Origin of the sequence: Leclercia sp. Colony189, assembly GCF_009740165.1 — a bacterium.
Classification (GTDB): domain Bacteria; phylum Pseudomonadota; class Gammaproteobacteria; order Enterobacterales; family Enterobacteriaceae; genus Enterobacter.
Map to the genome: position 1 here is coordinate 3,769,819 of NZ_CP046557.1, position 12,522 is coordinate 3,782,340.

Below are 12,522 nucleotides of genomic sequence, written 5' to 3' on the forward strand. Positions count from 1 at the left end.
AGCATGAAACTGTCCCGGGTTCACGCCATTAACTGGAACAAGATTGAAGATGACAAAGATCTGGAGGTATGGAACCGCCTGACCAGCAACTTCTGGCTACCGGAAAAGGTGCCGCTGTCGAACGACGTTCCGACGTGGCAGACCTTAAGCCACGAAGAGCAGCAGGTCACTATCCACGTCTTTACCGGCCTGACCCTGCTCGACACGGTGCAGAACACGGTGGGCGCACCGTCGCTGATTGACGATGCGCTGACCCCGCACGAAGAGGCGGTGATGTCGAATATCAGCTTTATGGAGGCGGTGCATGCCCGCTCCTACAGCTCCATCTTCTCGACGCTTTGTCAGACCAAAGATGTGGATGCCGCGTACCGTTGGAGCGAAGAGAGCGTTGCGTTGCAGCATAAAGCCCAGCGGGTACTGGAACATTACCGCGCCGACGAACCGCTGAAGAAGAAGATCGCCAGCGTCTTTCTGGAGTCGTTTCTCTTCTACTCCGGTTTCTGGCTGCCGATGTACTGGTCGAGCCGGGGTAAGCTCACCAATACTGCGGATCTGATTCGGCTGATCATCCGGGATGAGGCCGTACATGGCTATTATATTGGCTATAAGTATCAGAAAGGGCTCGAGAAAGTTAGCGAGGCCGAACGCGAGACGTTGAAGGGCTTTGCGCTGGATCTCCTGATGGATCTGTATGATAACGAGCTGAACTATACCGACGAGCTCTATGCCGGAACGGGCTGGGAGGAGGATGTGAAAGCGTTCCTCTGCTACAACGCCAACAAAGCGCTGATGAACCTCGGCTACGAGGCGCTCTTCCCGCCGGAAATGGCGGAGGTCAACCCGGCGATCCTCGCCGCGCTCTCGCCGAATGGTGACGAAAACCATGATTTTTTCTCCGGATCGGGATCGTCCTATGTCATGGGAAAAGCGGTGGAGACAGAAGACCAGGACTGGGATTTTTAAGTAAAATAAATCGGTTTTCAATGCGAAATATATCACTTAATGTCTGACAAATATCTCTTCGTGATCTACGCTGTAATTCTCCGGTCATATTCGCCTGAATCACATCGATTCAGGCGAAATTTCCCATCCGCACGGTAAAAATCTCAAAAAAATTCATTTCCCGCTCAGCCCTTATCTCATGGGAAATTGAGCGATATTACCTGCGTGCAAACCACGGCAAAATTCATGCCACAAGCGCCGCAAGGGTTGTCTCAGATTCTGAGTATGTTAGGGTATGGCCTGCTTATTATTTCACTGGTAACGCTATCGATTTAAATAAATAACGGGACATTCTTTATTGCATGGCAATTAAATTAGAAGTTAAAAACCTCTACAAAGTATTTGGCGAGCACCCGCAGAGGGCTTTCAAATATATTGAAAAAGGTCTCTCAAAAGAACAAATTCTGGAAAAAACCGGGCTATCGCTTGGCGTTAAAGACGCCAGTCTGGCCATTGAAGAAGGCGAGATATTTGTCATCATGGGATTATCCGGTTCGGGTAAATCCACTATGGTTCGCCTTCTCAATCGCCTGATTGAACCCACCCGCGGGCAGGTGCTGATTGACGGCGTCGATATCGCCAAAATATCAGACGCCGAGCTTCGCGAGGTGCGCAGAAAAAAGATCGCGATGGTGTTTCAGTCATTCGCCCTGATGCCGCATATGACGGTGTTAAATAACACTGCCTTCGGCATGGAATTAGCCGGCGTACCGGCCAATGATCGCCAGGAAAAAGCGCTGGATGCGCTGCGTCAGGTGGGGCTGGAAAATTACGCCCACGCATATCCGGATGAACTTTCCGGCGGGATGCGCCAGCGCGTAGGATTAGCCCGCGCATTAGCGATCAACCCCGATATATTATTAATGGATGAAGCCTTCTCGGCCCTCGATCCATTAATTCGCACCGAGATGCAGGACGAGCTGGTAAAACTGCAATCCCGGCATCAGCGCACCATTGTCTTTATTTCCCATGACCTCGATGAAGCCATGCGAATTGGCGATCGTATTGCCATTATGCAAAACGGCGAAGTGGTTCAGGTGGGTACTCCGGACGAAATTCTCAATAATCCGGCAAATGATTATGTCCGCACCTTCTTCCGCGGCGTGGATATTAGCCAGGTGTTTAGCGCCAAAGATATTGCCCGCCGCACGCCAAACGGCATTATCCGTAAAACGCCAGGGTTCGGCCCGCGCTCGGCACTGAAGCTGCTGCAGGATGAGGACCGGGAATACGGTTATCTGGTTGAACGCGGCAATAAATTTGTCGGCGTGGTCTCCATCGACTCCCTGAAAACCGCCCTCGGCGAAGGTCAGGGGATCGATGCGGCGTTAATCGACGCGCCACTTGCTGTGGACGCCGAAACGCCGCTCAGCGAGTTGCTCTCTCACGTTGGCCAGGCGCCCTGTGCGGTGCCGGTGGTTGGAGAGGAACAACAGTACGTCGGCATCATTTCAAAACGCATGCTGCTGCAGGCTTTAGATCGCGAGGGGGCAAACAATGGCTGATCAATCTAACCCGTGGGGTACTACAGAGGCGGCGGACAGCGCGGCGCAATCCGCTGACGCGTGGGGTTCTTCTACGCCAGCACCCACCGACGGCGGTGGCGCTGACTGGCTGACCAGCGCCCCTGCGCCTGCGCCAGAACATTTCAATATTATGGACCCGTTCCATAAGACCCTGATCCCGCTCGACAGCTGGGTGACGGAGGGGATCGACTGGGTAGTGACCCACTTCCGCCCGGTCTTCCAGGGGATCCGCGTCCCGGTGGACTACATCCTCAACGGCTTCCAGCAGCTGATGCTGGGGATGCCGGCTCCGGTCGCCATCGTGCTCTTCTCGCTGATCGCCTGGCAGTTTGGCAGCGCGGGGATGGGGATCGCCACGTTGATCTCGCTGATCGCCATCGGCGCCATTGGCGCGTGGTCCCAGGCGATGATCACCCTGGCGCTGGTACTGACCGCCCTGCTCTTCTGCGTGGTGATCGGCCTGCCGATGGGGATCTGGCTGGCGCGCAGCCCGCGGGCAGCGAAAATTATTCGCCCACTGCTGGATGCGATGCAGACCACCCCGGCGTTTGTCTACCTGGTGCCTATCGTGATGCTGTTCGGCATCGGCAACGTGCCGGGCGTGGTGGTGACCATTATCTTCGCCCTGCCGCCGATTGTGCGTCTGACCATTCTGGGCATCAATCAGGTGCCGGCGGATCTGATCGAAGCCTCGCGCTCGTTTGGCGCCAGCCCGCGTCAGATGCTGTTTAAAGTCCAGCTGCCGCTGGCGATGCCCACCATTATGGCGGGTGTGAACCAGACCCTGATGCTGGCCCTGTCGATGGTGGTGATCGCCTCGATGATCGCCGTGGGCGGTCTGGGCCAGATGGTGCTGCGCGGGATTGGTCGTCTCGATATGGGGCTGGCCACCGTCGGTGGCGTCGGGATCGTGATCCTCGCCATTTTCCTTGACCGCCTGACCCAGGCTGTCGGTCGTGATGCACGCAGTCGCGGCAACCGTCGCTGGTATAACACCGGCCCTGTCGGGTTGCTTACCCGCCCATTCACAACGTCTAAATAAGGAACAACGATGCGACATAGCGTACTTTTTGCCACAGCGTTTGCCACCCTTGCCTCCACCAGCGCATTCGCTGCCGACCTGCCGGGCACCGGTATTACCGTGCAACCGGTCCAGAGCACCATCTCCGAAGAGTCATTCCAGACCGGGCTGGTCAGCCGCGCGCTGGAGAAGCTGGGCTATACGGTCAATAAACCCAGCGAAGTGGATTACAACGTCGGCTATACCTCTATTGCCTCGGGGGATGCCACCTTTACTGCCGTCAACTGGCAGCCGCTGCATGACGACATGTACACCGCCGCGGGCGGCGACAAAAAGTTCTACCGTGAAGGGACCTTTGTCTCCGGTGCGGCTCAGGGTTACCTGATCGACAAGAAAACCGCCGATCAGTACCACATCACCAATATTGAGCAGCTGAAAGATCCGAAGATTGCGAAGCTGTTCGATACCAACGGGGACGGCAAAGCCGACATGATGGGCTGCTCGCCGGGCTGGGGCTGTGAGGCGGTGATTAACCATCAGAACAAAGCCTTCGACCTGGCAAAAACGGTGGAGGTGAGTCACGGCAACTACTCTGCGATGATGGCGGACACTATTGCCCGCTTTAAAGAGGGTAAACCGGTCATCTATTACACCTGGACGCCATACTGGGTAAGCGACGTACTGAAGCCGGGTAAAGATGTGGTCTGGCTGCAGGTGCCGTTCTCCTCGCTGCCGGGCGAGCAGAAGGATATCGACACCAAACTGCCTAACGGCATGAACTACGGCTTCCCGGTGAATACCATGCACATTGTGGCCAACAAAGCCTGGGCTGAGAAAAACCCGGCAGCGGCGAAGCTCTTCTCGGTCATGAAGCTGCCGCTGGCGGACATCAACGCGCAGAACGCGATGATGCATGCCGGCAAGTCATCTGAGGCCGATGTACAGGGCCATATCGATGGCTGGATCAAAGCCCACCAGCAGCAGTTTGATGCATGGGTAAATGAAGCCCTGGCGGCACAGAAGTAACGCTACTCTGCTCCTCTCTCCCGGAGAGGGGAGCAGACCGCACGATCCATCACTCAACAACTCCCCGCCTCCTCTCTTCATCCGTTATTATGGTTTACGAAAAAATAATCACTTAACTAATGATTTCGAAACCAAATGACAAAAACACCTCAGGGGCTTAGCCCCGCACTTATTCTGCTGATGTCAGTGGCAACCGGTCTGGCGGTCGCCAGCAACTACTATGCGCAACCCCTGCTGGAAACCATCGCCCGCAACTTCTCGCTCTCGGCAAGCTCAGCCGGTTTTATCGTTACCGCCGCCCAGCTGGGATACGCTGTGGGTCTGCTGTTCCTCGTCCCGTTGGGGGATATGTTTGAACGCCGGGCGATGATTGTCTCCATGACGCTGCTGGCCGCGGGCGGGATGTTGATCACCGCCTCCAGCCAGTCGCTTAGCATGATGATCCTCGGCACCGCCCTGACCGGTCTCTTCTCGGTGGTGGCGCAGATTCTGGTGCCCCTCGCCGCCACCCTCGCCTCGCCGGATAAGCGCGGTAAGGTGGTCGGCACCATTATGAGCGGCCTGCTGCTGGGGATTTTACTGGCGCGTACCGTTGCGGGCTTACTGGCGGGTATCGGCGGCTGGCGCACCGTCTACTGGGTCGCCTCGGTGCTGATGGTGGTGATGGCGCTGGCGCTGTGGCGCGGCCTGCCGAAGGTGAAGTCAGAAACCCATCTCAACTATCCGCAGCTGCTGGGCTCCGTCTTTAGCCTGTTCATAAAGGATAAACTGCTGCGTACCCGGGCGTTGCTCGGCTGTTTCACCTTCGCTAACTTCAGTATTCTCTGGACCTCGATGGCCTTCCTGCTGGCCTCTCCGCCGTTTAACTATTCCGAAGGAGTGATCGGTCTGTTTGGTCTGGCCGGGGCTGCCGGTGCGCTGGGGGCGCGTCCTGCGGGTGGCCTGGCGGACAAGGGTAAATCGCACCTCACCACCACCGCCGGTCTGGTGATGCTGCTGCTCTCCTGGGCAGCAATCTGGTACGGACATGTCTCGGTGCTGGCGCTGATTATCGGCATCCTGGTGCTCGACCTGACCGTGCAGGGGGTGCATATCACCAACCAGACCGTGATTTACCGCGTCAAGCCGGATGCCCGTAACCGCCTGACGGCCGGGTATATGACCAGCTACTTTATCGGCGGTGCGGCCGGGTCGCTCATTTCGGCCTCGGCGTGGCAGCATGCCGGCTGGACGGGCGTGTGTGCGGTCGGGTCGGTGATGGCGCTGCTTAACCTGCTGGTCTGGTGGCGCGGTTATCACCGTCAGGAGGCTATTCAATAAGGTTTACATAAGTTTGGGGCTCTCAGGGTGTTAAGGAGCCCCTCAGTCTGTTAAGGTACGCAATCATTTATACCGAAAATTTTTATGTGGGTAATATATTAGAATACCGCATGAATAGCTTACGCCTGATGACTCATCCCCGTTTTGCCAGCGCCACCCCCTCTTTTCTGTGCTTACCGGGTCACGGATCAACCCGGCTCTTGATGACAGTGAAATTCGCCTTGTGGATTTTATCCGCACAAATAATTCATTTACATTATTTGTCACTGTCGTTACTATATCGGCTGTAATTAATGAGGTTATGCCCAAATGGATAGTTCGTTTACGCCCATTGAACAAATGCTTAAATTTCGCGCCAGTCGCTATGCAGATTTCCCATATCAGGAGATCCTGTTAACGCGTCTCTGCATGCACATGCAGGGTAAGCTGCTGGAAAATCGCAATAAAATGCTGAAAGCTCAAGGGATTAACGAGACGTTATTTATGGCGTTGATTACGCTGGAGTCTCAGGAAAATCACAGCATTCAGCCTTCGGAACTGAGTTGCGCGCTGGGTTCGTCCCGTACCAATGCGACCCGTATTGCCGATGAGCTTGAAAAACGTGGCTGGATTGAGCGCCGCGAAAGTGACAACGACCGCCGTTGTCTGCACCTGCAACTGACCGAGAAAGGTCACGAATTCCTGCGCGAGGTGCTCCCACCTCAGCACAACTGCCTGCATCAACTCTGGTCGTCTTTAAGTAACGCAGAGAAAGATCAGCTCGAGCATATCACCCGTAAGCTGCTCACCCGTCTGGACCAGATGGATGAAGATGGCGCTGTTCTTGAGGCGCTGCGCTAACGCGACGACACGCTCCAAAATCCAGATTAATAAGAAAACCGTCAGGCCAGCATCTCATCGTGCTGGCCTTTCTGATAACAGGTCGGCTCAGCCGATGTGAAATAATAAGATCGTGGAGAACAACATGAGCGCAAATGCGGAGAACACAACCCCGCAGCAACCGGTCAACAAGAAAGGCAAACGCAAGCGCGCCCTTCTGCTGCTGACCTTGCTCTTTATTATCATTGCCGTGGCATATGGGATCTATTGGTTTTTAGTACTGCGTCATAGTGAAGAGACGGATGACGCGTATGTGGCAGGGAACCAGGTTCAGATTATGGCGCAGGTGTCGGGCAGCGTGACGAAAGTCTGGGCTGACAATACCGACTTTGTGCAAAAAGGTGATGTGCTGGTAACGCTCGATCCGACCGATGCCCAGCAGGCGTTTGAAAAAGCGCAGACTGAGCTGGCCTCGAGCGTACGTCAGACCCGCCAGCTGATGATCAACAGCAAACAGCTGCAGGCCAATATTGACGTGCAGAAAACCGCCCTCGCCCAGGCCCAGAGCGACCTCAATCGTCGCGTCCCGCTGGGTTCGGCCAACCTGATTGGCCGCGAAGAGCTGCAACACGCCCGTGACGCGGTCGCCAGCGCGCAGGCCCAGCTGGATGTGGCACTTCAGCAATATAACGCTAATCAGGCGATCGTGCTGAATACCACGCTCGACCAACAACCGGCGGTAAAACAGGCGGCGACCGAAGTCCGTAACGCCTGGCTGGCGCTGCAGCGTACTAAAATCGTCAGCCCGATGACCGGCTACGTTTCCCGTCGTTCCGTGCAGCCTGGCGCGCAGATCACCTCCTCCACCCCGCTGATGGCGGTGGTGCCGGCAACCAACCTGTGGATTGACGCCAACTTCAAAGAGACCCAGCTGGCGCATATGCGTATCGGCCAGACCGCCACGGTCGTCAGCGACATCTACGGCGACGACGTAAAGTACACCGGCAAAGTGGTGGGGCTGGATATGGGGACCGGCAGCGCCTTCTCGCTGCTGCCTGCGCAGAACGCCACCGGGAACTGGATCAAAGTGGTTCAGCGTCTGCCGGTGCGTATCGAGCTGGATGAGAAACAGCTGGCGGACCATCCGCTGCGTATTGGCCTCTCCACGCTGGTGACGGTGGACACCTCCAACCGTGACGGCCAGATGCTGGCAAACCAGGCACGTTCGAACCCGGCCTACGAAAGTAATGCCCGTGAGATCAGCCTTGAGCCGGTGAATAAACTGATCGATGAGATCGTGAAGGCAAACGCCGGTTAATCCGAAGGTGAGCGTTATGCAGCAGCAAAAACCGCAAAAACCGTTGGAAGGGGCGCAGCTGGTCATCATGACCATTGCGCTTTCGCTGGCGACATTCATGCAGGTGCTGGACTCCACCATCGCGAACGTGGCGATCCCGACCATCGCCGGGAACCTTGGCTCATCCCTGAGCCAGGGGACATGGGTGATCACCTCGTTCGGGGTGGCGAATGCGATCTCCATCCCGATTACCGGCTGGCTGGCGAAGCGCGTCGGGGAAGTGAAACTGTTCCTCTGGTCAACGATCGCTTTCGTGCTGGCCTCCTGGGCGTGTGGCGTCTCCACCAGCCTGAACATGCTCATCTTCTTCCGCGTGATCCAGGGGATTGTGGCCGGACCGTTGATCCCGCTGTCGCAAAGTCTGCTCCTGAACAACTACCCGCCTGCCAAGCGCTCTATTGCGCTGGCGCTGTGGTCGATGACGGTGATTGTCGCCCCGATCTGCGGCCCGATTCTGGGCGGTTATATCAGCGATAACTATCACTGGGGCTGGATCTTCTTTATCAACGTGCCGATTGGCGCCCTGGTGGTACTGCTGACCCTGCAGTCGCTGCGTGGCCGCGAAACCCGCACTGAACAGCGGCGGATTGATGGCGTGGGGTTGGCGCTACTGGTGCTGGGCATCGGTAGCCTGCAGATCATGCTCGACCGCGGGAAAGAGCTGGACTGGTTCGCCTCGCAGGAGATCATCGTTCTGACTGTTGTGGCGGTGGTGGCGCTCAGCTTCCTGATTGTCTGGGAGCTGACGGACGACAACCCGATAGTCGATTTGTCGCTATTTAAATCACGCAACTTCACCATAGGGTGTTTGTGTATCAGCCTTGCCTACATGCTTTACTTCGGCGCCATTGTTCTGCTGCCGCAGCTGTTGCAGGAGGTATACGGGTATACCGCCACCTGGGCAGGGCTGGCGTCGGCGCCGGTCGGGGTGATCCCGGTCCTGCTGTCGCCGATCATCGGCCGCTTCGCCCATAAGCTGGATATGCGACGCCTGGTGACCTTCAGCTTCATCATGTATGCGGTGTGCTTCTACTGGCGCGCCTATACCTTTGAACCGGGCATGGACTTTGGCGCCTCCGCGTGGCCGCAGTTCATCCAGGGGTTTGCAGTGGCCTGCTTCTTTATGCCACTGACCACCATCACCCTCTCCGGTCTGCCGCCGGAAAGGATGGCGGCGGCATCCAGCCTGTCGAACTTTATGCGTACGCTGGCGGGCTCTATCGGGACCTCGATGACCACCACCATGTGGACTAACCGCGAGTCGCTGCACCATGCGCAGCTGACTGAATCGGTGAACGTGTTCAATCCGCAGGCGCAGGAAGTCTACAGCCAGCTGCAGGGGATGGGCATGTCTGAGCAGCAGGCTTCCGGATGGATAGCGCAGCAGATCACCGCCCAGGGGCTAATCATCTCGGCCAACGAGATCTTCTGGCTATCGGCTGGGGTGTTTATTGTGCTGCTGGGGCTGATCTGGTTCGCCAAACCGCCGTTTGGCGCGGGCGGCGGAGGCGGTGGCGCGCACTAATCATCTGAAAAGAAAAACGGATCTGCATGCAGATCCGTTTTTTTATGGGCGCGATAGAACTTACTTAATGCCGATAATTTTAATCGTAATGATCGAGACCGTGCCTGGTGGCACAAAGCCGGGTACGCCCTCTTCACCGTAGGCCTGTTTCGCCGGGATATGGATTTTTGCCTCCCCGCCCAGACCCAGTTTTTTCACTACCGTCTGGAACAGCGGCGGTAAATCCTTAACCCGGCTGGCGCGCACCTCTTTACTGGACATCACTTTACCGGTACCCAGCACCTCATCAATCTCGGCAATGATCTCGTTCTGGGCCGTAATCAGCGGCGCCTCACCTTGCTGAATCACCCGATAGATAGCTCCTTCCGGCAGTCGTTTAGCGCCTTTCTCATTCGCCGCCTTAGTCATGATCGCTTTGCTCTGCTTTTCGTTTTCACTTTGCATTGCGACAAACTGCTTTTTCTGTACCTGATCCAGCGCGACCAGCTCCTTCGACAGCGCTGCTGGCGTCATCTGGAGCTTATTGTTCACCTTGTCGTTAAAGCCCTGCATAAAGGCGTTAAGATCGAGCTTTTTGTTCAGCCCGTGCAGCTTGCTCTTTTCACGCCCTGCCGCATCGCCATACCAGGTGCCGATAGCGTAGCTGGTCAGCGTATCTTTTGCCGCCGTCTTATCGATCTTCATCCGCTGCGGCTCCTTAGTCGCTTTTGCGGATGCTGCCTGACTCTCCTTCAGCTTCTGGTTTTCGGCCGTCAACGTTGCCAGGGAGGCGCTTTGCGTTTTCTGCTGCTCCTCAAGCGAGGCTTTTTGCGTCTGTAGCTGGGCCAGCTGCTTTTTCAGCTCCTCGGTATCTTTTCCGGCAGCAGCCAGTTGAGTGACCAGCGCACCGCTTTTATCTTTCTCGCTGCCAACGTTATTTTTCTGAAGAGCCAACAGGGACTCCTGTGAAGCGATAACTTTTTTAGCATCCTCAAGCTGGTTCTGCGCAATCTCAGATTTTAACTTCTCGCTTTTAAGCACTTTTTCCTGCTCGGCCAGCCGGGTCTCCAGAGTGGCTTTTTGCAGGTTCAGCGACGACAGCTGGGCTTTTAAGGCATCCGCCTCTTTTACCGCGCCGGTGCTCTTATCGCTGCTGGTTTTAAGGGTCGCAAGCTGCGCCTCCACCGCTTTCTTCTGCGCCTGCAGATCGGCCAGTTCTTTGGACAATGCCACGTTTTTCTCGCGGATCGCTTTCAGGGCAGCCAGCTCCGTCTCCAGCCCCTTTTTCTGCGTTTGCAGTTCGGTCAGCTCTTTCGCCAGCGCGGCACTTTTCTCATTGACCGCTTTCAGCGCCGTCAGCTGAGTATCCAGCGTCTTTTTCTGCGCCTGCAGATCGGTCAGCTCTTTGGTAAGGGTCGCATTTTTCGCACTGGCTTCTTTCAGAGAAGCAAGTTGGGTATCCAGCGCTTTCTTTTGCGTCTGCAGATCGGACAGCTCTTTGCTGAGAGTGTCATTTTTGGTACTGACCTCTTTCAGGGAGGCCAGCTGGGTTTCCAGCGTCTTCTTCTGCGCCTGCAGATCGCTCAGCTCTTTAAGCAGCTTCTCTTTGTCGCTTCCGGCGCTGCTCTTCTGCACAGCCAGCAGCGACTCCTGCGAGGCAATCACCTTTTTGGCATCTTCGAGCTGGTTCTGCGCAATTTCAGACTTTGTCTTTTCGCTGCTGAACGCTTTTTCCTGTTCGGCGAGCCGGGTCTCCAGAGTCGCTTTTTGCAGATTCAGCGACGACAGCTGGGCTTTTAGAGCCTCAAGCTCTTTTGCCACCCCGGCGCTTTTCTCGCTGCTGGTTTTGAGGGTGGCAAGCTGGGCATCCAGCGCCTTCTTCTGTGCCTGTAGGTCGGTCAACTCTTTCGTCAGCGCGACGCTCTTTTCCTCGGCCGCTTTCAGTGAAGCGAGCTGCGTTTCCAGCGCCTTCTTCTGCGCCTGCAGATCGGTCAACTCTTTCGCCAGCGTGGCGCTCTTCTCATCGGCCGCTTTCAGTGAAGCCAGCTGGGTTTCCAGCGCCTTCTTCTGCGCCTCCAGGTCGCTCAGCTCTTTAAGCAGCTTCTCTTTGTCGCTTCCGGCGCTGCTCTTCTGCACAGCCAGCAGCGACTCCTGCGAGGCAATCACCTTTTTGGCATCTTCGAGCTGATTCTGCGCAATCTCAGACTTTGTCTTTTCGCCGCTGAACGCTTTTTCCTGTTCGGCGAGCCGGGTCTCCAGAGTCGCTTTTTGCAGATTCAGCGACGAGAGCTGGGCTTTTAAAGCATCGAGCTCTTTTGTCACGCCAGTGGTCTGGATGCTGTTGGTCTTAAGGGCACTCAGCTGCGCATCAAGCGCGTCCTTCTGCGCCTGTAGATCGTTCAGCGCTTTCGTCAGAGCGGCGCGTTGCGCGTTGGCTTTATTGAGCTGCTCCACCAGTTCTGCATTTTTTTGTTGATCGACGCCAGCAGGCTTCGGCAGCATCGCGATCAGGCTCTCAATGGCAAGCTTTTGCGCGCTGCCTTCCGATTGTGCTGTCAGCCGGGAGAGCTTCTGCTCTTTTTCCGCGACACGATCCCTTTCATGAGCAACCGCCTGTTCCAGCAGCGCCTTTTCGCTTTCCACCGCACTTAGCTGTTTATCTAATTGGGTGATGGTGGTATTGGCCTGACGAAGTGCCTCGGTGAGGCGGGAAAGTTTGGCCTGATCGGCCGCGACGGCCTTGTCGTTTTTAACAGACGCGGCACGGGTCGCCGGACGGGCAGGTTTTACCTGCTGCGGCGCTGTATCCAGGGGAGTAGTGGTGGTCTCTGAGGAGATAAAAGGATTGGTTGAATTATTGCCGATAATTTTTTCGTTATTTAAACGTTCCAATAGTTCCGTTCCGGCTGAAAATGCTTTTCCACCCGATAATAACAATCCGCAGTAC

Annotated in this window: 9 protein-coding genes; 8 read left to right on the forward strand and 1 reads right to left on the reverse strand. The window is 56.1% G+C overall.

Going from position 1 to position 12,522, the window contains the following annotated elements; all coding sequences use genetic code 11:
• Positions 1 to 3: 3 nt before the first annotated feature.
• The 8 genes from nrdF to emrB all read left to right on the forward strand — a co-directional run bounded on the left by nrdF (position 4) and on the right by emrB (position 9,596).
• Positions 4 to 963, forward strand: coding sequence for a class 1b ribonucleoside-diphosphate reductase subunit beta (gene nrdF, locus GNG29_RS17960; protein WP_156655143.1), 960 nt, complete (start codon positions 4 to 6; stop codon positions 961 to 963).
• A 341-nt stretch (positions 964 to 1,304) separates the two neighbouring features.
• A complete protein-coding gene (gene proV / locus GNG29_RS17965) occupies positions 1,305 to 2,507 on the forward strand; it encodes a glycine betaine/L-proline ABC transporter ATP-binding protein ProV (protein ID WP_156655144.1) in 1,203 nt (400 codons plus the stop codon).
• Complete coding sequence (gene proW / locus GNG29_RS17970) at positions 2,500 to 3,570, forward strand: glycine betaine/L-proline ABC transporter permease ProW (RefSeq protein ID WP_156655145.1); 1,071 nt, start codon at positions 2,500 to 2,502, stop codon at positions 3,568 to 3,570. The genes proV and proW overlap by 8 nt, the downstream gene beginning before the upstream one ends.
• A gap of 9 nt (positions 3,571 to 3,579) precedes the next feature.
• The gene (gene proX, locus GNG29_RS17975; protein ID WP_156655146.1) at positions 3,580 to 4,575 is read left to right on the forward strand and encodes a glycine betaine/L-proline ABC transporter substrate-binding protein ProX; all 996 of its coding nucleotides are present in this window, start codon (positions 3,580 to 3,582) and stop codon (positions 4,573 to 4,575) included.
• Between the two features lie 135 nt (positions 4,576 to 4,710).
• A complete protein-coding gene (locus GNG29_RS17980) occupies positions 4,711 to 5,895 on the forward strand; it encodes an MFS transporter (protein WP_103180868.1) in 1,185 nt (394 codons plus the stop codon).
• 309 nt (positions 5,896 to 6,204) lie between these two features.
• Positions 6,205 to 6,735 (forward strand): transcriptional repressor MprA, encoded by a 531-nt coding sequence (gene mprA / locus GNG29_RS17985; protein WP_039029994.1) that lies wholly within the window; start codon positions 6,205 to 6,207, stop codon positions 6,733 to 6,735.
• 124 nt (positions 6,736 to 6,859) lie between these two features.
• Positions 6,860 to 8,032, forward strand: a complete 1,173-nt coding sequence (emrA, locus tag GNG29_RS17990; protein ID WP_103180870.1) for a multidrug efflux MFS transporter periplasmic adaptor subunit EmrA — start codon at positions 6,860 to 6,862, stop codon at positions 8,030 to 8,032.
• A gap of 16 nt (positions 8,033 to 8,048) precedes the next feature.
• Positions 8,049 to 9,596, forward strand: coding sequence for a multidrug efflux MFS transporter permease subunit EmrB (gene emrB, locus GNG29_RS17995; protein ID WP_103180871.1), 1,548 nt, complete (start codon positions 8,049 to 8,051; stop codon positions 9,594 to 9,596).
• 60 nt (positions 9,597 to 9,656) lie between these two features.
• Here emrB and GNG29_RS18000 read toward each other — a convergent pair whose 3' ends face one another.
• Positions 9,657 to 12,467, reverse strand: a complete 2,811-nt coding sequence (locus GNG29_RS18000; protein ID WP_156655147.1) for an FKBP-type peptidyl-prolyl cis-trans isomerase N-terminal domain-containing protein — start codon at positions 12,465 to 12,467, stop codon at positions 9,657 to 9,659.
• Between the last annotated feature and the right edge of the window lie 55 nt (positions 12,468 to 12,522).